At 55.4% G+C, this 23,142-nt stretch carries 26 protein-coding genes and 1 tRNA gene; 8 read left to right on the top strand and 19 right to left on the bottom strand.

From position 1 onward, the window contains the following. Positions 1-165: 165 nt before the first annotated feature. On the bottom strand, positions 166-1,587 hold the full coding sequence (locus tag NRG23_RS08865; protein ID WP_257374386.1) for an alpha/beta hydrolase: 1,422 nt from the start codon (positions 1,585-1,587) through the stop codon (positions 166-168). A 260-nt stretch (positions 1,588-1,847) separates the two neighbouring features. On the opposite strand from NRG23_RS08865, the gene NRG23_RS08860 reads away from it, so the two are divergent. After that, positions 1,848-2,036, top strand: a complete 189-nt coding sequence (locus NRG23_RS08860) for a hypothetical protein (RefSeq protein WP_257374385.1) — start codon at positions 1,848-1,850, stop codon at positions 2,034-2,036. 171 nt (positions 2,037-2,207) lie between these two features. Here NRG23_RS08860 and NRG23_RS08855 read toward each other — a convergent pair whose 3' ends face one another. The 6 genes from NRG23_RS08855 to NRG23_RS08830 all read right to left on the bottom strand — a co-directional run bounded on the left by NRG23_RS08855 (position 2,208) and on the right by NRG23_RS08830 (position 7,146). Next, the gene (locus NRG23_RS08855) at positions 2,208-2,759 is read right to left on the bottom strand and encodes a hypothetical protein (RefSeq protein ID WP_257374384.1); all 552 of its coding nucleotides are present in this window, start codon (positions 2,757-2,759) and stop codon (positions 2,208-2,210) included. 189 nt (positions 2,760-2,948) lie between these two features. Then, on the bottom strand, positions 2,949-3,614 hold the full coding sequence (locus NRG23_RS08850) for a histidine phosphatase family protein (protein WP_257374383.1): 666 nt from the start codon (positions 3,612-3,614) through the stop codon (positions 2,949-2,951). A 336-nt stretch (positions 3,615-3,950) separates the two neighbouring features. Further along, the gene (locus NRG23_RS08845; protein WP_257374382.1) at positions 3,951-4,415 is read right to left on the bottom strand and encodes a hypothetical protein; all 465 of its coding nucleotides are present in this window, start codon (positions 4,413-4,415) and stop codon (positions 3,951-3,953) included. A gap of 28 nt (positions 4,416-4,443) precedes the next feature. Continuing rightward, positions 4,444-4,686, bottom strand: coding sequence for a hypothetical protein (locus tag NRG23_RS08840; RefSeq protein WP_257374381.1), 243 nt, complete (start codon positions 4,684-4,686; stop codon positions 4,444-4,446). 453 nt (positions 4,687-5,139) lie between these two features. Further along, positions 5,140-6,126: a hypothetical protein gene (locus NRG23_RS08835; RefSeq protein ID WP_257374380.1), complete on the bottom strand. Its 987-nt coding sequence runs from the start codon at positions 6,124-6,126 to the stop codon at positions 5,140-5,142. A 69-nt stretch (positions 6,127-6,195) separates the two neighbouring features. Beyond that, a complete protein-coding gene (locus NRG23_RS08830; protein ID WP_257374379.1) occupies positions 6,196-7,146 on the bottom strand; it encodes a hypothetical protein in 951 nt (316 codons plus the stop codon). A 309-nt stretch (positions 7,147-7,455) separates the two neighbouring features. Here NRG23_RS08830 and NRG23_RS08825 point away from each other — a divergent pair, with 309 nt between their 5' ends. Next, positions 7,456-7,683, top strand: coding sequence for a hypothetical protein (locus NRG23_RS08825; RefSeq protein WP_257374378.1), 228 nt, complete (start codon positions 7,456-7,458; stop codon positions 7,681-7,683). A gap of 79 nt (positions 7,684-7,762) precedes the next feature. Here NRG23_RS08825 and NRG23_RS08820 read toward each other — a convergent pair whose 3' ends face one another. Both NRG23_RS08820 and NRG23_RS08815 read right to left on the bottom strand, forming a co-directional pair. Then, positions 7,763-8,188 (bottom strand): hypothetical protein, encoded by a 426-nt coding sequence (locus NRG23_RS08820; RefSeq protein ID WP_257374377.1) that lies wholly within the window; start codon positions 8,186-8,188, stop codon positions 7,763-7,765. Then, entirely contained in the window at positions 8,178-8,477 is a 300-nt protein-coding gene (locus tag NRG23_RS08815) for a hypothetical protein (RefSeq protein ID WP_257374376.1), read from the bottom strand. Before NRG23_RS08815 ends, NRG23_RS08820 begins: the two co-directional genes overlap by 11 nt. Before the next feature lie 99 nt (positions 8,478-8,576). On the opposite strand from NRG23_RS08815, the gene NRG23_RS08810 reads away from it, so the two are divergent. Continuing rightward, positions 8,577-9,437: a hypothetical protein gene (locus NRG23_RS08810; RefSeq protein WP_257374375.1), complete on the top strand. Its 861-nt coding sequence runs from the start codon at positions 8,577-8,579 to the stop codon at positions 9,435-9,437. 461 nt (positions 9,438-9,898) lie between these two features. On the opposite strand, the gene NRG23_RS08805 is transcribed toward NRG23_RS08810, so the two are convergent. From NRG23_RS08805 to NRG23_RS08795, 3 genes are all read right to left on the bottom strand, one after another. Further along, entirely contained in the window at positions 9,899-11,053 is a 1,155-nt protein-coding gene (locus NRG23_RS08805; protein WP_257374374.1) for a relaxase/mobilization nuclease domain-containing protein, read from the bottom strand. Then, positions 11,050-11,343 carry a hypothetical protein gene (locus NRG23_RS08800; protein ID WP_257374373.1) on the bottom strand — a complete coding sequence of 98 codons (294 nt, stop codon included), beginning with the start codon at positions 11,341-11,343 and terminating at the stop codon, positions 11,050-11,052. The genes NRG23_RS08805 and NRG23_RS08800 overlap by 4 nt, the downstream gene beginning before the upstream one ends. Before the next feature lie 875 nt (positions 11,344-12,218). Next, entirely contained in the window at positions 12,219-12,857 is a 639-nt protein-coding gene (locus NRG23_RS08795) for an FMN-dependent NADH-azoreductase (protein ID WP_016704927.1), read from the bottom strand. Between the two features lie 94 nt (positions 12,858-12,951). On the opposite strand from NRG23_RS08795, the gene NRG23_RS08790 reads away from it, so the two are divergent. Beyond that, a complete protein-coding gene (locus tag NRG23_RS08790) occupies positions 12,952-13,806 on the top strand; it encodes a LysR substrate-binding domain-containing protein (protein WP_009048077.1) in 855 nt (284 codons plus the stop codon). Between the two features lie 52 nt (positions 13,807-13,858). Here the strand turns inward: NRG23_RS08790 and NRG23_RS08785 are convergent, their stop codons facing one another. After that, a complete protein-coding gene (locus tag NRG23_RS08785; RefSeq protein WP_038631255.1) occupies positions 13,859-14,347 on the bottom strand; it encodes a hypothetical protein in 489 nt (162 codons plus the stop codon). A gap of 257 nt (positions 14,348-14,604) precedes the next feature. Here NRG23_RS08785 and NRG23_RS08780 point away from each other — a divergent pair, with 257 nt between their 5' ends. After that, positions 14,605-16,167, top strand: a complete 1,563-nt coding sequence (locus NRG23_RS08780; RefSeq protein ID WP_257374372.1) for a sensor domain-containing diguanylate cyclase — start codon at positions 14,605-14,607, stop codon at positions 16,165-16,167. Positions 16,168-16,170: 3 nt separating this feature from the next. Here NRG23_RS08780 and NRG23_RS08775 read toward each other — a convergent pair whose 3' ends face one another. After that, entirely contained in the window at positions 16,171-16,761 is a 591-nt protein-coding gene (locus NRG23_RS08775) for a GNAT family N-acetyltransferase (RefSeq protein ID WP_257374371.1), read from the bottom strand. Positions 16,762-16,948: 187 nt separating this feature from the next. Here NRG23_RS08775 and NRG23_RS08770 point away from each other — a divergent pair, with 187 nt between their 5' ends. After that, positions 16,949-17,785, top strand: a complete 837-nt coding sequence (locus NRG23_RS08770) for an arylamine N-acetyltransferase (RefSeq protein WP_124339846.1) — start codon at positions 16,949-16,951, stop codon at positions 17,783-17,785. A gap of 12 nt (positions 17,786-17,797) precedes the next feature. Here the strand turns inward: NRG23_RS08770 and NRG23_RS08765 are convergent, their stop codons facing one another. Further along, the gene (locus tag NRG23_RS08765) at positions 17,798-18,214 is read right to left on the bottom strand and encodes a DUF4952 domain-containing protein (RefSeq protein WP_257374370.1); all 417 of its coding nucleotides are present in this window, start codon (positions 18,212-18,214) and stop codon (positions 17,798-17,800) included. Between the two features lie 61 nt (positions 18,215-18,275). Next, a complete protein-coding gene (locus tag NRG23_RS08760; RefSeq protein ID WP_041988511.1) occupies positions 18,276-18,695 on the bottom strand; it encodes a hypothetical protein in 420 nt (139 codons plus the stop codon). A 239-nt stretch (positions 18,696-18,934) separates the two neighbouring features. Between NRG23_RS08760 and NRG23_RS08755 the strand changes: the two genes are divergently transcribed. Continuing rightward, entirely contained in the window at positions 18,935-20,473 is a 1,539-nt protein-coding gene (locus tag NRG23_RS08755; RefSeq protein ID WP_257374369.1) for a nucleobase:cation symporter-2 family protein, read from the top strand. Positions 20,474-20,527: 54 nt separating this feature from the next. Here the strand turns inward: NRG23_RS08755 and NRG23_RS08750 are convergent, their stop codons facing one another. Further along, the gene (locus tag NRG23_RS08750) at positions 20,528-21,685 is read right to left on the bottom strand and encodes an MFS transporter (protein ID WP_198919990.1); all 1,158 of its coding nucleotides are present in this window, start codon (positions 21,683-21,685) and stop codon (positions 20,528-20,530) included. A 590-nt stretch (positions 21,686-22,275) separates the two neighbouring features. Further along, positions 22,276-22,351 (bottom strand) — tRNA-Asn (locus NRG23_RS08745). A 270-nt stretch (positions 22,352-22,621) separates the two neighbouring features. Here NRG23_RS08745 and NRG23_RS08740 point away from each other — a divergent pair. Next, positions 22,622-22,855, top strand: coding sequence for a hypothetical protein (locus NRG23_RS08740; RefSeq protein WP_009048086.1), 234 nt, complete (start codon positions 22,622-22,624; stop codon positions 22,853-22,855). 6 nt (positions 22,856-22,861) lie between these two features. Here the strand turns inward: NRG23_RS08740 and NRG23_RS08735 are convergent, their stop codons facing one another. Beyond that, positions 22,862-23,056, bottom strand: coding sequence for a hypothetical protein (locus tag NRG23_RS08735; protein WP_009048087.1), 195 nt, complete (start codon positions 23,054-23,056; stop codon positions 22,862-22,864). Between the last annotated feature and the right edge of the window lie 86 nt (positions 23,057-23,142).

The raw sequence follows: 23,142 nt of genomic DNA, 5'->3' as shown, positions 1-23,142 counted from the left end.
CGTAGCTGAACTGTCCCGAACTCTTCTTACATTTACCAGCAAGGGGAAGCCATGACCACTACAACAACCTATTGCGAGCTTAATCAAGCTTTGGCCTTCGCGAGTGCTGATAACGTCGGCCAACCAGACGGGAGAGAGCCTGCTGGCGTTTCTCTCGAGTCGTTATCAACGCGCCATCATTTCCATCAGCATCATCTTGTTCAAATAGTAAGCAATCTTCTCTGCGGGGATGAAATTTAAAAGGTCATTCTTCTCGCTTGCAAGCGTGACCATGCCGGCAAACCTCCAGACGTCATCGACATCGGCGATGACCACCGACGAGTCACCCGCTCGCGGCAGCGAACGGAGACTACGGGATAGCTGGATTGCCCTATCATGCTGGGAGGCATAGAGCGTTACTTGTTCGTATGCGCCGAAGACCTTTCCTACTTGCTTGAATCGACCAGCGTCAACGTCTGGAGCGGCGAGGACTATTTGGCTAATAGGGGTTGCCCCAGGTTTGTCCTCCCAATCCTCGAGCACAGAAAGCAGTGCACGATTGCCCATGCTATGAGCGATGATGTGAAGGCGAGTAAGACCAAGGTGTTGCGTGATCTCGGTCAAAAAATCGCGAAGATGTGAGGCAGACCATTCGACCGTTGCTTCGTCAGACATGTAGCTCATTACTTTCCCACAAGAGGCCCAGGAGTAGCAGAGCTTCACGCCGGGAAACTTCAAGTCATGGCCGATCTGAGCCGCTCGCCAGATAGCCTCCTCGAAGGTCACATTGAAACCGTGAATAAATAACAGGCCGTCACAATCTTTCAACTGAACGCTCTCCAACCATGAGCTCAAGCTTAGTTCCGAGGTTTCATGGATGACGATGTGCTCGTTCGGGTCTTGCTTGCGAGCACGCCAGATTTTCCAGGTCGAGGTAGGCCGCTCTATGTAACCCTCTTTGTGGATGTGTGGTACCGACACATGAGCAAGTCCATAGGTAACCTTGTCGTCGCCACGGAAATCTGTAAAACGAAGGGGGCCTCGACGAGGCTCTATCAGTCGATCAGTACCAAAATGGATCACGTGGCGGGTGAAGATTTCCAATTCGTGTAGTTCTTCAGAAGAACGCGAACTGTAACTATCGTCAATTCGGTAGCTGGTTTTGCATACAGTCCTGTAATCGAAATGCTTTATTTCCTTAATTGGCTCTCCGAATGCATAGTCTGAATCCTCCAGATTGTCGTTCTGGCTAATAAGCTCGGACGGCAAAAGGATTGACCTGGCTACTAAGGTGCGAAACACCGGGCTTCGCGCAAGCTTTTGAGGGCGGAGATTATTCTTGCTCTGCTGGCCCAGTATGTTTTCGACCTCTTGAGCAGACTCGAGGAGCATCAGGCGAGCACTCTGCGCGATGAGCTTGCGAAAATGCAGTTTCGTTGAAACGGATGAAATTTCACTTAGCAGGAAATCCAGGAGGGTGTCCGCTGGAGCCTTTTCCCAGTAAAAAAGCAGGCGTGAGGTGCTGATAATACGTTTGCGAGTTCGCGTGGTTGTGAAGTTGATCAGCAACAGAGCGATAACTAGCTTGAGTTCCTGGGTTGTCCGCATGTGAATTCCCTGTCAAATGGTTTTTACCTGGCGCAGCTCATCAAGGCGTCACAGGTTTCTTCGTAAACTGGCAATCATGATCGATTGCACTCCGGATAACGTCCCCACGTGCACACATACTCCCAGAGCAGCTTTCGCTCGAGATGCTTGATATAGGCTGTTGTATAGGGATCGCCCATGTCTACCGGGCAAGCGGATACCCAGAGGTGCTCAATCGGAGTGGTTTCCAGCAGCGTCAGCCGAAAGGTGTTGCCGCCTGAGTGACCTGGTCGTTCACTAAACGCGGACGTATTGAACTGGCGGAGTCGGTCTGCGAGTGTCTGGCCCGTCGTTTCACCGACATAGATAATGAAATCATTGTTTATACGATGGTTGTCCGGCTTGCGCCTGCTTCGAGCGATGAAGTAGACACCTGGAAAACTCTTCCCAGGCAACTCGCTTCGCATTGACCATGGTTGCCACTCACAAAAACCTACCTCGCCCTGCATAGCGCTTGACCCACCTTTGACTTTCCTTTGAATGAGCCAATAAATCATCCTTTGGCTCTGTGTCCTAACAACCAAACGTAACCGTCTTCTCGGTGTCGGTTGCGACCGTCATGCATTGCTGCTCAGTGAATTTCACAAGTTAGCATCGTAAGCATCCATGGCCTCCCTGGGTGTATCGAACCACTCAAATTCGCCAGACGTAATGGAGCTAGCGACTCGGTGGTTGACCTTTGCGGCAAGGCTTCCGAAGAGGCTATCAAGAGGCTCCGAAAAGAGGTCGGCAGTGGCGACGGCGTATTGCTTTGTTGTCAAAGATTCGAGGCATATGTAGCGTGCGGATGCGCCGGAGTTTAGGCGACGCCAAGTCACTACTTCAACAAAGTCATGCACTCTCGACGCGTATTGCGCCGGGTGCCCCTGATTGGCGATCAGAGGAGCAGTAGTGGAATGGTGCGCGTGGGTTGAGCGGTTCGGTGACGGCTGAACAAGGTGCTTCAGCTCTTCTCGCCCAGTCATAACGCGCTCGCGAAGCTCCTCGGGATCCATGGACAATCCACCACGATCACTGACTGAGTAATTCTTGAGCTTGTTGAATGCTTCGATGGCCTGGCGGTCTTGTTTCTGCTCCCAAGCAGACCTTTTGTCTTTGAAGAGCCAGCCCCAGAACCGTATGAACCACCCCATTTATTCTTCCATCCTGCCTTGATCCATGAGGAGCATCTTCAGTGAAGCGGGGGGAAATGTCCTGATATTTTTTGCTAGACGCAGGACAATCTCGTGGGGGTGGTTTGCTGCCAAAGGTACCCCATCACGCACTGCTGAATACTCGGCTGCTAGCTCAAGCGCGGTAACTGATAGCCATAGGCGAGAGCGCTATCTCGTGCAGAACTCGTCGATAAACCTCACTTGGCCAGATGCGTCGAGTTGGCATTCGACTGTCCATCTGCCGTCGTTGAACACAAGCTGATAACTCCAGCAATTTCCAAACGGTTCCCGTACATCGAGGGTTCGAAACTCACGCATCAAATCTTGCGAGCCAGCGCGGTCTCCATGCTTGATCAGCCAAACAGCGGCTCTGATGAATTGCCCATGGCTGAAAACTAGGATGTCCTGGGCAACGTGATCCGCAAGCTTGGCAAGCATCGCATCTGCGCGTCCAAGTAGATGATCAAACGACTCAGCACCCGGCCCATCGATCATCGCGGCATTACCATTTTTCCAATAGCTTTCCGCATGTGGCTTTCGGTCGGTCTGGGTGCTGCCGGTAAATCGGCTTGGGCTCAAATAAGTGAATTCCTCGACGGCCCATAGCTCGGACGGCACCTCGGGGTAGCGCTGTGCGGTCGGTAATGCCGTGGCCTCTGCGCGCACAAACGGCGAAGACACGATCAGGTCTGGGATTGAGGTAAGCGATTGAGCAAGTGCCTCGGCTTGATGCTGGCCTTTCTCCGTCAACGGTATGGAGTCGGGGGCAGTCGTGGCAAAGCCGACGTTCGCGGCGCTCTCGGCGTGCCTGATCAACCTGATCTGCTTCGGCATTTATTTTCTACCTTTAAATATGTATGTGTGGCCGTCGGGATTGTCTTGTGAATCTCATCGGCAACGGAGTAATGAAGGAGGTCACGGAGGCCCACATTGAGTAGGTAAGGGACTTTTCCCATGTTCCGTCATCCTAGGGATGCTGAGAAGGGGAGCACGCAGTCGTAGGGATAGAGCGCTGTCTGCTGAGACGAAGGCGACGGACAACATCAGGCGCATCTTGCTTAACCTGACTCAGCTGACCAGACACTTGCCCAGCTGCGGTTATGCCCCTCAAATGTGGAGCGATCCGGACGCCGCGTTAACCTATGCCGCTTGCGCACGTCTGTAAATTTTTCAAGCTGTGTTGGCATCGCGATGCTTGCTACCGGCCCGTTTCACCGGTCTTTCAACCGCTCCAGAAAAAAATTGTAAAAATAATTTCGTCGGCCCCTTGAAAAGAAAAAACAAAAACGGAGCTGTTATGTTTGTGTACAAAAAAAAGCCAAGATCTCCAATACCCTGCCATTTGTAGGGCTTCGCTGGCTTTAGGGTAATCGATCCGATTACCTGCTGTTGCATCTGAGGCAATCGATTCGATTGCTTCGCTGTTGCTTTCGCTTTTATGAGAAATTCAGGACAAATAAAAACGATACTCAGGGCAGCAGTCTCGCCTTGCACAGCTCTGCTGGGCTTGGGAGGTCGCTTCTTTGCGACGCAGTCGCGGCTATCTCGCTTTTTCGCGACGAATGTCGCGGCTATCTTTTGATTACAAAGCAACTCGGATTGGTTTAAAAATTTTCGTATGAGTGTGAGAGTCAATCGAAGTGTTGCTGACACATTCGGCATCTCACAGCCCAAGATCCTGCTCTAGCCTCATTCCCTTCATCAAGTTGGCATCTGCGAACATCTCAAGAGCTATTTTTTTTACTTTGTTTGCAATGGCGACTACCGGGGTTCCGTTTGCGATTGCTTCCTGCTGCGCCGTTGTAGCCCGCTCGACGACTCGAAGATAGATGTGTTCACCATGTTTTTCGATTGCCTGGTGAAAAGGGTTTTCTGAAACGAGGTTTGATTCGATTTGCTCGGTCATTGTGAGCCTACTCCTGACTTAGAATATTTATGAACACAGACCCAGTACCACAGCCACTTCTATCAGATAGCGCGACACTGCGGTCGTACAACGTCACCGGAGCTAACAGCGCGCCTTGGGCTCCTGGGCGAGTAAGAGTCAATGGTGGGGAGGGTGGTTTGATTTTAGGTGTGGCGACACTGACTTGGCGTAAGCGTGATGGGGCTCTGCCGGCAGTGACTTTTTACAGTGATGATGTGAGTCAGGCGACTGCGATTTACAAAATTACTGTGAGGTCAGGTTCGACAGTGGTCAAGACAGTGAGTGGTATTGCGGGGGAGTCATGGACGTTTGATGATGAGCTAGCACTCAACGGCGGAATCTACTTCAAGTCCCCGGCATTCGAGATAGTCGCTCAAAAGCCAGGGTTCGCAGATTCGACTGTTATTACAATCGACGTGACTAGATGAGTGCTTAGCTCCCAAAGTCAGTCAGCATTGTTCTACGGTCGAACCTGAATTTCATGATCATCCTTTGGCCTAAGCTGATATGGCTATCACGAGTCAGTCTTGCGAAGATGTACCCGGTTGGATTCAAGTCATCCATCGCGAATTGCATGTTTTTGAAGTCAAGGACGCCAAGGTGTACCTTCCCGCAGTTCATATTTCCAGGCAGAGGCTTGCCAAAGTCAAGATGGAACACAGCCGCGTAGTTGGTAAAGCCCCCTCCGTAATCGGCCTGGTCGCCGCCGAAGAAAGATGCAAGCTTTTTCGCCCCGACGTTATTTACCTGGCAGAAAGCTTCTGCAAAGGTCATTTGGCGGTTGTCGCCATTTATCATTTCAGAGGGGACGCCATAGCGCTTGAGGATTTCAAGATCCTCGCCTGTGAACTCCATCCTTACACCGTCACCAGTAACACCTGGTCGACGGTCATACACATAGCCACTCTCGACCACGTCGAGCTTCAACTCGGCTTTGAGTGGTGTATTAACTAAGCGCCCGTTTTGGTTGGTTACCAGGTACACCTTCCCGCTATAGGTGTCAGCCAGAGGGTCGCGAATAAATCCGAGCATAACCTCAGCACAGACCCAGTAAACGACCAGAATCGAAAATGCCCGAGAAAACGTAGTTACTCTGAGTCGGCTATCTTTGTTTTTGTTGAAAGGGGGCGCGATGTTGATAAAGACAATTATAGTTGCAATGATGCCAATCCCCGACCAGATCATCTCTCCAAGGAATGGGAGGGAAGAGCTAGCGCCAGGTAGTGTGGTAGCAACTATCGTAACAGGGATCGTTAAAATGGCGCCTAGAAAATCTGGAAACCAGAATCCGTACAGGCCACCACGAACAGCCTCAATAGATTGATTAAAGTCTAATCCTTCAACACTAGAGGCCAAAATAAATGCTGGTGCAACAACCAAGGCCATGAAAACAGCCCAAATGAATCTAGAAGTGCTCATCTAACATCCTTATTATTGATATTCACTAAATGCTAAGTTGCCATGGAAATCGCCGTCAATTGTTATTCTCTAAGTCGCAACGTATCCGATTGTTGTTTTTTTTATTACTCCTAGCGCTTCTGCGTTTCTAAAAATCTCACAAGCTCGCAGATTTCCAATCCGAGAGTTTTTCGCGAAATCCTTGAGTTTGATGGGCGTTCCAGGCGTTGTAGTTTTCGCTTGGTTGACCAAGGTTTTGAGGATTTCTGCGTTCGTATCAAGCAGCGTTTCTGGGGTTTTCGGGGTTTCTGCCTTCGAGATTCCTGATGGTGGCGAAGCGCTACTATTCGAGTCTGCAACCGGCAAGAAAGAGCGTCTAGAGCTACGAACACCAGAAAGGATCAGTGCAGGAACTACCTCCAGGGACATTGCAAAACCCAAGCACAGGAAATGAGCGAGAAGTGCAGGCAGGCTCGACGCTTTCGCTACTGACGACTTGATGTGAGCGATCTCTAAAGACCCATCGTTGATCCGTGCGATAGCTGAGGTTCGCTGAGATGCAGCACGAGCTGCGACAGACTCTTCCAGCTCCAGGGCCTTTGAGACCATCCCACGCGCCCGAAGTTCGTTGGCTTGAACAGTGGCATGGGAGATCTCTTTATCAAGCTGAGAGATCAAGAGCGAGTCCTTCTGAGCCAAGGAGGTTAGGGACTGCACTCGATCCGTCGTCATAACGTCGTGAGTAGCTTTACTGATAGTGATTGAAGACATAAGGCGATCATAAGTTGCCCAGCCACTTACAATAGATAGCATAAAGGCGCAGGCAATAGTAAGAGCAGCTGTAGACCCACGTAGTACCCTAATAGCTACAGGCCAAGCCAGATACTTAAAGATATCCAGGAGCACCGCCGCCGAAGCAAATAGCAATGCCAGACGCTTATCATCAATCAGCGCATATATCGCAAGCGCAACCGAGATTGCAGTTACGCTAGACAATAGGAATGCGATTGCGACAAGTAATGCCGACAACTTTTTGCTCATGGGGAACTCCGAAAATCTCTCTATAAGTCCATTATATAAGGGGTTTCGGGTAGTGCAATAGGCCGGCCAGGCTACTTGACATCAAACTGCCTTTATGTAGATTGCATTTATCTATTGAGTGTGTAAGTCCAATTCAATATTATGTTTATATTGAACTGCCAAAACGGAAAAAAATATGAGCAGAAAGTTTCCATTTTGAATCAATCATGAGGAAGTTTCAAAGCGCTCATGAAGAGCGGCGACTTACATAAAGATGGATGTGCGTGTGGCCTGGAATATGAACATGACTAGGCTCAAGAACTTGAGGGGTTGATTGATCTGACCCTGGACGTGATCGAAGTTTTCGGCGAAGCCGGCTTACGGGCGCTAATAAACCGCGCAGAGAGACATACCGACGAACTGGATCTATTCGTTCGAGCGAAGCTGGCTACAGACGGCGAGGAAAAAATGCTGGGCCAGGCGAGGCTCTCAGAGTTCGATCAGATCGCTCTGCTAAGCGTCGTGGGGAGGATTGGAGGTGATATGGACGGCATATGACCTGGCATCCGGACTGCTGCTCAGGGGCGCTTACACAGCGAGCGAGCTGTGCCGTCTTCCCAAAGCACAGCTGAGAGAGCTACTGATGTAAAAAAGCATCAGCTAAGAGAGGGGCCAGGGCTGCGGAGTCTTGGCCTTTTTCGAATGATTTGACGAGGAACGTCTTACCGTCAGGCGTCTGAAGCACCAGGCCTTCTTTAGACAGGCGAGTCCGTACATGTCGCTCAGCGAAGAGCCCCAAAGCTGTCTGGTCGCCGTCCACTTGGCCAAATATCCATCCTCCGTGGTCAGCTACGACGCCACTCAGCTCATGATCGCTCGGACTCATAGATCTCTTGATCATCCTGCCGACGCGCTTTGCACCTTTTGTCATCATGATTGCTAGCCAGACTATCGGCAGCACAGGGATAGAGATGATGATCCCACCCCAGATGTTGATCTGACGAACGATCCAGCCTATGAGGCCCAAGAGCGCTCGCAAAGGCACCATCCAATTAACTCTCATGCTCAGCTCCTAAAAGCGCTAATGCAAAAAGATCCGCATACCGGTGGCGTTCGGGGTTCGACGGCTCGCGAGTCTCGAAGTCTATAACGACATATTCAACCCCATTCACGTCTACAAAGCCGATACCTTGCTCATCAACCCAGGCGTTGTGGATAAAACCTGTACGATGATAGTCGCCGTCTAGCACATCATGGCCCACAACTCCGAAGCAAGTTCCAGCAACGCAAGTGGATTCAAGACTACTACCGCTCCAAACTACAGCATCGTAAATAAGTGTTTTTGATGACATGCTAATTCCTTTTTTAGTCTGTCCTGATTGTACCGCTTGCAAGGTTTGCCAGTAAATTGCCATGCTGGTAAAATTGACAAAAATATGGAGACTTGCTTTATGGAATGGGGTAACACAGGTTTTTCGAATTTGCCGTTTCACGTTTCAAGTCTGGTAGCCGAGCACGGTCGTCAAGCAGTATATGATTTATATTTGGATGCTTCCCGAAACTCATCAGACCCTCAACGCTCTCATGCACTAGCTTATTTGGCCGCAGGTATCGATTCCTTGCCAGCACGAGCAGCTGCCGAAAGCTTTACCACGGCAGTTGAGAATCATAAGAAAAAGGTGGACGCCTATAACAAAACTTTTCGCAGTATGGGCGATTTGATCCTGTCGATAGACTTCCAATCGTTAGTATTTTGGGATCTTCTTGTTGAGAAAGCTCCTTCAATCGGCTTTCTCATGAACCTTCCGATTCGTCCATTCATAGTACACCCACAACCCGCAGAGTTAATTGCTCAGAAAATCACTGAATTAAAAGATGAGTCCTTAAAGTGGCAGGACTGCTCTAATCATATTGATGCTGACGTGCTACGCATGAGAATTTTGGATTACTGTAGCGACAGGGTGATATCTCAAATCGAACAACAGATTGAAATATATCGATACTTCACAGACTATGATTGCTTGTTCTCCACACATGAACAAAGAGAAAAGCTTTCTACGCACATTCGCTTCGAAGTAGCTCCTGGCAAACTTTATCAACTCGTAGAGAAAGGGTCGCTTTACAGAGACTTAGAATCCAAGTTAAAGAGACTCAAGAAAATCGTTTCACGCTTGCGCTCATGCGATGAGCAAGTAAGTGATAGTGCTAAGCATTACAATCAGACAAAGTCCGAGGTGGAAAAGTTTGTGCCGTATGGTCTAGCCCACTATATTGACAACTACCAGGATATAAAATTCGTCGAGAATGCATAAATTAAGGTGGTAGTTGGTTGTGAGTTCGCGCAACTCAATCCGAATTCAAAGCTCATCTCCATGGCGCTCGTCGCTGAAGACGGTCAGGAGCTTTACTTGAACTATACGATAGCTACACAAGGGTCGATTGCAGTGATTTATTGTTGAGCGAGTGCTTCCTCTGTTAACTGGTAGTCAAGCCTCAATTTCCAAAATTGCTGCGAGAGACAAACTCTGGGGTTTCCTGTCGATATTTGACAGAGTTGAGATCATGTCAGATGCACCCGATTGAGATTGGGATTGGGAGTTTTTCGTTGATATCGGCTACCACAACGGAAAGTGGCCAGCCAATGAATCCAACAGGCCGCTAAATTTGATTGAGATGTTCAATGATAAGAATGTTCAGGGGGAAGATGCGCCTGAGCTTCCGCATCATGCGTTGCTCGACGCCAAGTTGTTAATGGATTACTATAAGCGACTTCTCAAATAGTTAGACCAGTCTCTTCCGATACTCGAAGTTCTTGGTCGGGAATATACTCAATATAATTCCGCTTGAGCTTGCACTCCTTGGGTTTGAATAGAGCGTCAAATATAGCGTCTATAAGTTCCAGGATCTCCTTGATCATTTTTTGGACTTGATAGTCTCTGGCTGTGAACTTGATGTAGATTGGCTTTCTCCTGCGTCCATTAACTGCAATGAACTCGTAGTAGTAGACTCTAGCTCTTTCCTGTTCGTCGCTATCTCTTCTTGCAATTTCTTCCTGAAGTTCATGAATGGTTTCGGGGTCATATTGAATTCCTTCCTGTGTGATTAGTTTGTGCCAAGTGAGCCTGGAGCGCTTGAGTTGCCTCCCGCTGATGTGTTTGCCATCAAACTCGAAGCTGATGCCTTTGGGCTGGCCTTCTTCATTGAGTGTGAGGTGGATGTAGACCTTTTGCTTTCTCAGCAAGCGTGTGAACGTGAACATATCGCCATCGACCGCGTTGGTAGCCTCAATGGCCCCGGCAATTTTGGCGATCGTGCGGTGTTTGAATGGCAGCTCGTCATCCTTCAGCGAGGCCTGGAGCTCTGCGTGTGTGATGGAGACGCCCCAGGTGTCCTTTGGTCTTGGTACTTTGGTTAGGCCGAAGCAATCTTCAATCTCTGACACAGAGTCCATGCTGACAGTGCGCTCGTTGCTGTCTTTGACCATGCTGAGCGTCTCATCTAGGCGGATGCGGTTGGCAACGATGTGAACGTGTTGATGATCCTTATCCTGGTGCATAACAGCGACGTATTGATTCGTTTCGTCGAAGCCAAGGTCGTTTAGATACTTACACACTGCTGAGCGCCACTGTGACGGCGTGAGGGACTCGCCTGGGCGCAGAGATAGCATCGCGTGAAACACTGGCTTGATGAGCTTCTCTGAGTCGATTGTCATGAGTCTCATCTTTTCAACGCTGTCGAATTCCCTGACCAGTTCCAGCACATCATCTTCGCGGCCTGCAAGGATGCCTGGAAGCGGGTCTGGGCTTAGGCAGTTCGAGTCGATTGTCCGGATGCCGGTTATTTTGTGATCGTGCTTGGTGCAGCCGAAGATGTACCGGATTCGGCCTTTGAAAGAGCCTGAAGACTTGGGGAAGATCTTGCCAATCATAGAAGACCCCCAACGTTAATCTTGGCGATGTGCTTTACCTTGGCCAGAAGCTCGCAACCTGGCCTCTCAGCATTGACCATCGCTGCCAGGCTCATAAGCTCACGTGCGATCTGAACCACGTCAGAGGCGACCTTTGGCTTGACGCTATTGTTCGCTACGAAGTCCCTGATGAATGCTCCTGCGGCCTTGTAGCCAGCCTCGGACATCTTGCTCTCAAGTGACTCCATCTCGGACTTACTAAGTCTGATAGTGATCCTAGTGTCCTTGTTTTGCTTCTCAATAGTTTCCATCTTGTCTCACCTTTTTATTGTTGTTTTAGGAGAGCCTTTAGTACGCAACACCCGAAGGGATGTGAGTAGCCGCTAATTGTCTGACATAGACACAACTGGCTATAAACAAGCTCTAGATCTATTATGGAAAATGAGCAATGGGTGTGAGTAGTGTTTTGTTAGTTATTTTTGAAATATTTTTATGTATAGATAGCTTGTCGCAAAGTGTAAGTGCGAAATCACAGTAGTGCATTGCGAAGATTTGGACCTTCGCATCGGTGTAGTGTGATTTCGCAGTCAGTGAGTGCGGATTCGCAATGGTGGAGTGCGAACTAACTTAGTTTTCGCTGTAGGGGAGTGCGAATTCGCATTGACAGTATGCGAAGCTCGCAATATACAGCTGCGGATTTTGATATTAGATAGCCAATAAGTCGATGGTGAATCGGTAGTGCCACGTCAGGGCAGATTTCCGCGCACTGTCGAGTCCAATCTGTCTGTCCAATAAAAACGCGAAAAGGGTACGAAAAGGGTACGAAGTGGTGAACATAATTCGTACATGATATTGGTTTTTCCTAATGAATGCAGGATTAGTAGATCCAATCCATCATCGGTGCCACGGAAAAGCGGCGAGAAAGGACTGGCGAAGCAGTTGGAGCAGGAGATAAGAGCATTGGGCAATCTGGATGGGTGAGGCGAAGGAGGGGAAGTTTATCAGGAATGGCGTTCCGGGGTTGGGAGGGCGCGCGTACCAGGAGGATGAATGGTCTTCGTTTCTTATATTCCGGTCGGTTGTATGAACAGCGGCAGGGTAATAAAAAGCGGGCAGCCTTAAGGTTGCCCGCTTTTTTGTGTGGTTCGATAGCTGCTTGGTTAGGTGAGTTTTCGCTGCATTTGAATCACTTGAAGCTGTCCGCCAGCTCCCGAGCGCGATTCCCGGCCTCTTGTCGCGCCGCCTGATCCACCTCATACCCCAGGATGGTCTTTTCCACGATCAACGCGTGCACCTGGGTAACTCCGACGAACTTCAGCCAGGCCTCGACGTAGGGCTTCTGGAAGTCGAAGCGCTCTGCTGGTGTGTCGGATTGCGGCGAGAAGTCGAGGCCGCGGGCGTAGGCGACGACCGCGGTTTTGTTGTGCAGCAGGCCGCGCAGGCCGTGTTCGGCGGTGAAGCTGAAGAGGATGTCTTTCTGCGTGACCAGGTCGATGAAGTGCTTGAGCTTGTAGGGAATGCTGTAGTTCCACAGGGGTACGGAAAGTACCAGCAGGTCGGCGTTGTGCAGGTGGGCGGCGAGGGTTTCGAGGGTACTCCAGGCGTCTTGCTGGTCGGGGGACAGGGCTATGCCTTGCAGGCCGGCGTATTTGGCGTCCATGGCGTGCTGGTCGAACTCCGGCAGGTCCAGGCTCCACAGGTCCAGGGTGCTGACTTCGGTGTGGGGATGGTGGGTCTGGTAGCGGTCGATAAAACCGCGGGCGATTTGTTGCGAGGCGGAGCGCTCTTTGCGGGGGGAGCATTGGATATGCAACAGGCGGGTCATGACGGCATCTCGGAGGAGGAATGCCGGCATTGCAACATAGCGCTTGACGGAATATAAATCGTAAATAAATGGCTGATTGATCACGTATCTCTATATGTTCGATGTTCTGTTGCTCAAGACTTTTGTGACGGTGGTGGACGAGGAAGGCTTCAGCCGTGCCGCCGAGCGGCTGCACCTGACGCAGTCGGCGGTCAGCGGGCATCTGCGGCGCCTGGAAGAGCAGGTTGGCAAGCCGTTGCTGACCCGTACCACGCGTTCCCAGCATTTGACCGCCGATGGCGAGCGCCTGATGGCCTATGCCCGCGCCATCCTCGCCTTGAACCGCGATGCCTGGGCCGAGCTGACGCGTTCGCCGTTTCACGGCCGGGTGCGGATAGGCATGTCCGAGGACTTTGTCGAGCCCCGCCTGCTGCGCCTTTTGCAGGAGTTCGCGGCGCAGTACCCGGGCATGGAAATCGATATACAAGTGAATATTCCCGGCACGCTGCTGGAGCGCATGCAGCAGGGCGGTCTTGAGGTGGTCATTGGTTCGCTGTGTGAAACCCGTGAGTCGGGCCTGCTGCTGTGGCAGGAACCGCTGGTATGGGCCAGTTCCGCGTACCTGGTCGGGCGCTTGCCGACACCCTTGCCGCTGGCGCTGTTTCCCGAGCCATGCCCTTATCGGGCGGTGGCCCTGCAGCGTCTGGCGCAAGCGGGAATCGCCCAGCGTACGGCAATGCTTTGCCCCAGCAACGCGGCGTTGCGCACGGCCGCCCTGTCCGGGTTTGCGGTGGCGCCGATAGCGACGAGTCAGGTGGGGCAGGGGCTTGCGGTGTTAGGGGCCGAGCATGGCTTGCCGGCATTGCCCGATGCGGAGTTTCGGTTGTTCACGGCCAAGGATGCCGATCAGGGCATAGTGGCTGCGTTGTCCCAGGTGATAGTGGCTTATTGTGCGGCGCGGCGGGTCTAGCCGTCGGCCTCAGCGGCGCGACTGCCCGAAGGGGCAGTCGCTTGAGCGAAGGTCAGAGATCCAGACCTTCCTGGATCACCGACAGCAGGGTGTCTTCATTGAGTTCGAGCGGGTCCGGCCTAGTTTTACCGGGACCTGGAACCGTCTGGATCAGCCAGTGCCCCTCGCCATGCTCGCTGCCGCTGCGCAGCATATAGCGCTCCGGGCCTTTGCCATGGATTTCGACACGCCCGGCGCCACCGGTGGTGAAGCGGGCGATGGGGTCGAGGAGGATGCTTTTATGGTTGCCCTCGATCAGCAGTTGATCGATGGCATAGTTGAAGGTGGCGCCAGAGGAGTGGCTCTCGAACACGCGAGTGGGGACGCGCCGGATATTCAGGCCGACCTCTGACAAGGGTGTCAGCCAGGTCTCGACCTGGTGGTACATCTCATAGACCTGTGCAGGCCACAGCTCGATAGCCTTGTCTGCCGAGATGTCTTCCTTGGCCCAGCTGTCCTGTTTTTGTTTCAGCCTTGCGGCGAGTTCATCGACCTTACTCATTCCGATTTCCTATCGTGATGTGAGGGTAAGTGTAGTCTCTGAAGGTACTTTACCTTGGCGGACGGTGACCAGCGATTCATGACCCTCTGCTGGATGACGATGCTTGTATTGTGACGAGGTGTTTTTTATATATCCCTGATGGGCATCAGAAAAATGCTCTACATTTTCAGACGGTGCCACCCTGAATTGTCCGCTATTACCTCTTAGGATTGGCCAGCCCGGCTGCATCGCATGCCTTACCTTGCCAGGATGATGCTTTGCCTATCCCGATTCACGATCCTCACCATTCTTCCGATCGAACCTTGAAGCGACTGCCGCTGCTCAAGGCCGCGGTGGTATTCATTTCGATGGTTTGCCTGTGCCTGTGCGGCCTGCTTTATCTGCAGCTGGCGCAGTCCTATCACTACGATATGGCGCGGGCGCAGGTCGCCTCGTCGAACCTGACCCGGGCCATGGCGCAACAGGCCGAGGACACCTTCATCGAGGCCGACCTGGTGCTGGCCAGCCTGGCCGACTGGATTCAGAAGGACGGTTATGGCCCGGCGCAGAAGCCTTTCCTGCAGAAGATCTTTGCGCAGAGAGCGCAGGCGCTCAAACAGATGCATGGCCTGTTCCTGTTCGACCGGACGGGGCAATGGGTGGTCACCTCGTTCGATCGCTTGCCCCGCGGCGAAGGCGTGGCCAATCGGGACTACTTCCGCTTTCATCAGCAGAACACTTCCTTGCTGGCTCATGTCGGGCCGGCGATCCGCAGCCGGGAAAACGGTGAGTGGATCATTCCGCTGACACGGCGGCTGAACGACAGGCAGGGCAATTTCGAGGGCGTATTGCTGGCCGGCATCAGGCTGGCCTATTTCGACCAGTTCTTCAAAAGCTTCGATATCGATGACAGCGGCACCATGTTCCTCGCCCTGTCCGATGGCACCTTGCTGGCGCGGCGCCCGCTGGAGGAGCGGCAGATCGGTGCGTCCCTGGCGCGCGGGGAGATTTTCAGCAAGTACTTGCCCGAGGCGCCCTCGGGCACTGCGATGATTCGTTCGCTGGTCGACAAAAAGATGCGGCTCTACGGCTATCGCCAGCTGGAGGCCTACCCGCTGGTGGTAGGCGCGGCCAGCTCGAAGGATGCGGTCCTCAAGGACTGGTATGCCAGCGCCTACCAGTCCAGCGCCATTGTCGCCCTGGTGGTGCTGGGCATCGGCCTGTTCGGCTGGGTGTTCGTGCATCAGCTGCGCAACGGCGAACGCATCGAGGCGGACCTGCGGGCCGCGCAGGCGGCGCTGGAGGTGATCGCGACCCATGACAGCCTGACCGGCCTGGCCAATCGCCGGCTGCTCGAGCGGGCGCTGGAGACCGAGTTCGGGCGCGGAGGGCGGCAGGCGAGCCCGCTGAGCCTGATCATGCTCGATATCGATTTCTTCAAGCGCTACAACGACACCTACGGCCATGTCGCCGGAGACCAGTGCCTGGCCGAGGTGGCGCAGGTGCTGAGGGATTGCTGCCAGCGCAAGGCCGACCTGGCGGTGCGTTATGGCGGGGAGGAATTCGTGGTGCTGTTGCCCGACACCGAGATGCCGGGCGCCCTCGCCATGGCCGAGCAGATTCGTCGCAGTGTCATGGAAAAACACATCCCGCACACCGGCTCGCCCTTTGGCCTGGTCACTCTCAGCCTGGGGTGCTACTGCTTCGTGCCGAGCGGGCGCGACAGCATCGAGGCGTTCCTCGAACACGCCGATGCCGCGCTGTACCAGGCCAAGAAATCCGGGCGCAATCAGGTGGCGATCGAGAGCGTCAACCAGCCGTTGGCGCGCTCGGACCGCTGACAGTCAGGCTTGGTCCTGATCCGGGTAGCCCAGCTTGCGTTCGAGCTGTTTCCTCACTTGTGGCCACTCATCGTCGATGATGCTGAAGCGCACCGAGTTGCGCTTGCGGCCATCGGGCATGATCCGTTCATGACGCACGATGCCTTCCTGCTTGGCTCCCAGGCGCAGGATGGCGTTGCGCGATTTCTCATTGATTTCGTCGGTGGTGAATTGCACTCGCACATAGCCGAGCACCTCGAAGGCATGGCGCAGCATCAGGTACTTGGCTTCGGTGTTGACGAAGGTTTTCTGCCAGCGCGTGGCGATCCAGGTGCTGCCGATTTCCAGCTTGCGGTTCTTGCGGTCGATCTTCCAGAAGCGGGTGCAGCCGATCACCTCGTTGCTGGCCTTAAGGACGGTGGCGAAGGGCTGGACTGTGCCAGCATCGCGGCCGCCGAGGGCAATCTGCAAGTAATCGTTCACAGTCTCGCTGGACGGCACCACGGTGAACGGCAGGTTCCACAACTGGCCATCCTCGGCGGCCTTGACCAGGGCGTCGGCGTCGGAGAGTTGCAGCGGTCGCAGGAGGATTCGCGGGCCTTCCAGTGTTTCCATGACAGGTTTTTCCGGCAGTGATGGAGGGGGCTTCGGCCGCCTATTACAGGCACACGCCCAAGCCTTGGCAAGGTCCATTAATGGGCTGTTTCGAGCAGGGATATTGGCCAAATCAATTGTCGGTTCGGGGCATTAATGGCTTATACATAGCGCCGATATGCGACACCTCATGCATAAGGACAACCCCATGAGTCAGCCCCACCTGATGAACTTCGCGCTTTACCTGCAACGGCTCGGCTATGACAGTGCACCGCCACCGACCCTGGCGACCTTGCGCGAGCTGCAGTTGCGCCACACCAGCACCTTCGCTTTTGAAAGCCTGTCGACCCTGTTGCGCGTGCCGGTGCCGATCGACCTGGCTTCGGTGGAGCACAAGGTCCTGCATGAGGGCCGTGGCGGTTACTGCTACGAACTCAACCAGATGTACCAGGTGCTGTTGCAGTACCTGGGTTACGAGGCGCGCGGCATTACCGGGCGGGTGGTGATGGGCGGGCCGGAAGATGCCTGGTCCGCGCGCGCTCACCGCCTGGTGCTGCTGACCCTGGATGGCGTGCGTTATGTTTCGGATGTCGGCTTTGGCGGCATGGTGCCCACCGCGCCGCTGCTGCTCGATACCGAGGACGAGCAGGCCACGCCCCACGAGCCCTATCGCATCACCCAGCGTGATGGCAGCTACACCCTGCGCGCCAAGGTCGCCGGCGAGTGGCGGGCGATGTATGTATTCGATCTGCAGCGGCAGGAAGCCGTGGATTACGAAATGGGTAACTGGTTCGTCTCGACCCACAAGAACTCGCCGTTTCTCGGTCAGCTGAAAGTCGCGCTGATGGGCGAAGGCCTGCGCCGGACCCTGAATAACGGCAGCTACGCCGTGCATCGCCTGGGCCAGGACAGCGAGCGGCGGCAGATCACCGACCCCGACGAGTTGATTGCCCTGTTGCAGAACGAGTTCGCCATTCGGGTTCCGCAGCATCCGCGGCTGCGAGAGGTCCTTGGCGAATTGCTGGCAGTGCCGCAATCGGCCTGATCGGTCCGGGCTTCAGGGTTCCTCGGTGTCGAGGTCGATAGTCAGATAGAAATAGTCGATATCCCCCCAGGCTTCGCGGCGATCGACGAAGGTTTCCGCCGACCCCATGAACACGCTGTAGCCCAACTGGTTGCGCGGGTCGCGGTAGAAGCCAGGCGGCGCATCCCAGACACAACAGGAGCGCCGCAGGGGCGGCATCCGGAACTGCTCGCCCAGGTAGCGTTCGGCAGCCTGGGCATCACGCCCTGCCAGGCGATAGGTGGCGCGCAGCGGCTTGGTCTGCAACTCGGGTTCGGCGTGACATTCGAAGAACTCGATATAGGCGGGTTTGTTGCCGATTTGTACCAGGAAATCGCCGCAGACCGGCGCGGCGCTGGACGCCAGTATCAACAATGCAGGGCTGATCAGGATCGAGAGGCATCTGTTCATGTGGCGATTCCTTCCAGGCTGAGCAGTCTTTTGCTGAGCAAGGCCCCCGGGCAGCTCAGGGTCAACGCCATAAAGGCATCTGCTCATCACCATCCTTCAACTGCCGGCGATACGTCCAGTGAGTCAGCAGCGCAATCAATGCACTGTCCAGCAGCCAGAGCGGCATCAGCAAACGCAAGGCTGGGTGAAGGCAGAGCACTCCGGCAATCGTCAATCCCAGCAGCAGGCTGCTGAGCCAATTGGCCAGGCCCTTGGCGCAGAGCAGGGCGTACAGCGGGGTAAACACCAGCGCCATGGGCAGAAAGCCGAATATCGCGCCGCCGGCGACGAACAGGGCAAAGGTCCCCAGGCCAGCCCAGAACCCTTGCCATAGGCTGTCGGTGAAGCTGGCGCTGTACATGGCCAGGACAAAACCCTGTAAGGCCACGACCGTGCGGAAGCTGCCATAGGCGAGGATAAAGGTTTGCCATAGATGATTCATTCAAGCGCTTCCATGCGTAGACGAAGGGCGTTGCCTGGGTAGGCGCCCTTTGGAGGCGGGGGATTCTATCAGGGTGTCTGGCGCAGTGTTCGGCAGGTGAAAGGCGGGGGCGGGTTATCGGGTATCGCGGTTTTATGAGGTTGGGCTGTGTCGAATAAAGTGTATACAACTCTATAGACATTTGTCTCTACTGTTGAATACAGTGTGCCCCATAACAAAAACCAGGGAACCCCCCAACCATGAAAACGCCCTCTGTTTCACCGCAACGGCCTGAAGATGAAAACCTCGGTCTTGGCGCGAATATGGCTTACGGCCTGCAACATGTTCTAACCATGTACGGCGGTATCGTTGCGGTGCCTTTGATCGTCGGCCAGGCTGCTGGCCTGGCCCCGGCGGACATCGGTCTGCTGATCGCGGCGTCGTTGTTTGCCGGCGGCCTGGCGACACTCCTGCAGACCCTCGGCCTGCCGTTTTTCGGTTGTCAGTTGCCGCTGGTCCAGGGCGTGTCCTTCTCGGGCGTGGCGACCATGGTGGCGATTGTCAGCAGCGGTGGCGAAGGGGGCTTCCAGTCGATTCTCGGGGCGGTGATCGCCGCCTCGCTGATCGGTCTGCTGATCACTCCGGTGTTTTCACGCATCACCAAGTTCTTTCCGCCGCTGGTCACGGGCATCGTGATCACCACCATCGGCCTGACCCTGATGCCGGTGGCCGCGCGCTGGGCCATGGGTGGCAACAGCCATGCGGAAAACTTCGGCAGCATGGCCAATATCGGCCTGGCAGCAATCACCCTGGTGTTGGTATTGCTGCTGAGCAAGATCGGCAGCGCGACCATCTCGCGGCTGTCGATCCTGCTGGCCATGGTGGTGGGGACGATTATCGCGGTGTTCCTGGGCATGGCCGATTTCTCCATGGTCACCCAGGGGCCGATGTTCGGCTTCCCGACGCCGTTTCATTTCGGCATGCCGACCTTTCATTTCGCCGCCATCCTGTCGATGTGCATCGTGGTCATGGTGACCCTGGTGGAGACCTCGGCCGACATCCTCGCGGTGGGTGAGATCATCGACACCAAGGTTGACTCCAAGCGTCTGGGCAATGGCCTGCGCGCCGACATGCTGTCGAGCATGATCGCGCCGATCTTCGGTTCCTTTACCCAGAGCGCCTTCGCGCAGAATGTCGGGCTGGTGGCGGTGACCGGGATCAAGAGCCGTTATGTGGTGGCCACCGGCGGGGTGTTCCTGGTGATCCTCGGCCTGCTGCCGTTCATGGGGCGGGTGATTGCCGCGGTGCCGACCTCGGTGCTTGGCGGTGCCGGTATCGTGCTGTTCGGCACCGTGGCGGCCAGCGGTATCCGGACCCTGTCCAAGGTCGACTACCGCAACAACGTCAACCTGATCATCGTCGCCACCTCGATTGGCTTCGGCATGATTCCCATCGCTGCGCCGAATTTCTACGACCATTTCCCAAGCTGGTTCGCCACCATCTTCCATTCCGGCATCAGCTCGTCGGCGATCATGGCCATCGCGCTGAACCTGACGTTCAACCACTTCACCCTGGGCAACTCGGATCAGCAGTCGGTGTTCGCCGTGGCGTCCGAGCGCACCCTGCGTTACCAGGACCTGGCGGCGCTGCGTGAAGGCGATTATTTCAGCGGCGGCAAGCTGCACGATGCCGAGGGTAACGAGATCCCGGTGGTGGATACGTCCCATGGCGAGCATTCTGCGGCTGCTCATCAGCCCTCGGCCCATGTCTCGGGCGCGGTCCAAGCCAGCAAGGTCTAGGGCCGGTTGATCGAGTCGCCAGGCTGGCCGCAATCAGTCCAGGCTGGCGGCTGGTTACTCCGCGACCCGGTCCGGCAGTCCTTGCCGGACCAGCGACAAGGCGAACAGCACCACCACGGCGGCGGCCGCTGATAGCGCCAAGGGCAGGCCGTGGGCGCTACCGCTCATGGCGGCGCCGCTGAGCAGCGGCCCCAGCAGGCTGCCGATACCCCACAACAACCCCGCGCTGGCATTGGCCGTGACCAGGTCGGGGCCGCTGAATTCCTGGCCGATCAGGATGATCGCCAGGGTATACACCCCGCCAGCCGCCGCGCCGAGTATCACCAGGCTCGGCCAGAGCAGCGCCGGGTAGTTCATCAGCAATGGCAGCCCCAGGCCGATCACCAACGAGACCACGCCGCAACCCAGGTAGATGGCAGCGCGTCCGGCCTTGTCCGACAGCCAGCCCAGGGGAAACTGGAACGCCGCATCCCCCAGCAGAATGATGCTGACCATCAGCGCCGCGAGTTTGATGGCGTAGCCGTGAGTCGCGGCGTAGACCGGAAACAGCGAGAGAACCACCGTATCGAAGAAGGCGAAGAACAGGATGCCCACGCACAGCGCCGGCGCCACCCGGATAAAGCCCAGTACCGAGAAACTCTTGTTCTCGGCGTGGGCGGCGACAGGGCGCTGGCGTGGCAGGGTCAGCCAGATCACCGCAATGGCCAGCAGGTAACCCGCGCTGACGCTGGCGATCACTGCTGGACCTTCGGTGCCGAGCAGGGCCACCAGGCCCGGGCCAATCATTTGGAACACCGTGAAGCAGGTGGTGTAGACCGCGATCACCCGCCCGCGCACGGTGTCCGTGGCCATCTCGTTGACCCAGGTTTCCCCCAGGATGATGATCAGCCCGGCGCCGAAGCCCATGACGATCCGCGCCAGCCCCAGGCTGGTGAGGCTGATCCCGGGGATTTCCAGGGCGCCGATGCTGAGGGCGCACAGACTGAAACACAGCAGGTAGATCTGCCGGCGGCTGAGTCTCTGGCACAGGCCGTTCACCAGGAACGCCGACAGCATCATGCCGGCGGCGGGAAGGGCCGACATGATGCCGATCTGGGTGTTCGAGGCGCCGGCCTGGTACAGGCGCAAGGCAATGACCGGCACGGTGGAGCCGATGCTCAGGCCGACAATCGAGATGCCGAGGATCAGCGCGGCCAACAGGGTTTTGTTCATGGAAGACACCTGCGCCCGACGAGTCGGGCGCTCAAAGACGGTTTGCGGTGGCGCGGCGCTTTGGTTCGGGCAGGGTTCCGGTTCGACTTACGCAGGCGTAGGCCGGGCCGGGAGTCTGCGGTGCAAAGCGGCGGATGGATCTGTACGCGGCGGGCAAGGGCCGCTGCGGCATCAGCTCCGCGCCGGGTTCGGACGCAACGGTGGCGTCAGGCGTGAGGGGAGAAGGTGAAGGCGAACAGCACGCTGCGGCGGCGTCGATTGATCGCGCAGTCGGATTGCGACATCGCGAAGGTCTGCGATGGGCTCATCGAGAGAAAACTGTGATGGGACTGTGCGGGAAAAAACATGAGTCGTGACGGCTGGCGTGAGAAGGGGCACAGCCTACTTCAGGCGCTGGCGTCAGGCAATCGGAGACAGGCAATCGGAGACAGGCAATCGGAGACAGGCCGGAATCGGGCGCAGCGCAAACGCCTATCCGCATGCCGATCTGGCATGCGGTGAATCGATCTTGGGGGAGGGTGACGCTGAGCTGATTCGCCGTAGGAGCAGGGCGCTCCTGGAAGTATTGCTGGCTAATCAGTGTAGGAATATGGCTCCACGACCTGGACTCGAACCAGGGACCCAGTGATTAACAGTCACTTGCTCTACCAACTGAGCTATCGCGGAATGCGGCGTATCTTACTGATTAAAAAGGAGAAGTCAAGCATCCAAAAACAAAGTTTGGCTTGGGTGGGCTTGTTTGGTCCTGGTCACGACGCCAATCCGCGGCTATTTGCCCGTTGGCGGTTACCGGAACCGCGGCACAGGTCTACCATGGCGCCCCGGCAGTGGTTTCACGCGCTCCCGGCTTCTCGCCGAAAAGGTAACGCTCATGACCCTGTTCAAGTTTTTACCCGCCGTAGTGCTTGCCCTGTCGCCTCTGTCTGAGGAGGCCCTATGAGCATCGAGCAAATCAGCCTGCCCAAAGGCGTCGGTCCCCAGGCCATGAAACTGTGGGACGCCATTACCCAGGCCGGATCGGCCGCTGAATTGAACCGTGCAGGTGGCAAGGCCGAGGGTTTTGTCCTGGGGCTGGAAAGCACCAAGGCCATCAAGGGCCAGGTTGCCGAGTCGCTGTATGTGGCGTTCGATGATGCCGCCAGCCAGCGCAGCGCTGAACTGGCCGGTTGAGCGCCCTTAACCGCCGAAGGTAAAGGTGCCCAGCATGAACTTCGCGGCCAGCGAGGTGGCGGCCAGTTGCACCAGCCACAGCGCCAGGCCGCCGAGAAATACCCCCAGGGCAATTTGCAGGACCAGGTTCTTTTCGCGTTTCTGCGGGCGGGGGAAGTGGTCCAGTTCGTCGCGGTCGGCTCGCAGGTCGTCGTGTCTCATGGGGATTCTCGATAGGGAAGCGATGGGGAAGAAGGAAAGCTGGATTCAGTCTAGTGGGCATCGGGCCGGCGAGGGCGGCTCACAAA

This window comes from Pseudomonas sp. T8, from assembly GCF_024610635.1.
Classification (GTDB): domain Bacteria; phylum Pseudomonadota; class Gammaproteobacteria; order Pseudomonadales; family Pseudomonadaceae; genus Aquipseudomonas; species Aquipseudomonas chlororaphis_I.
This window is presented reverse-complemented; position numbering and strand designations above follow the sequence as displayed.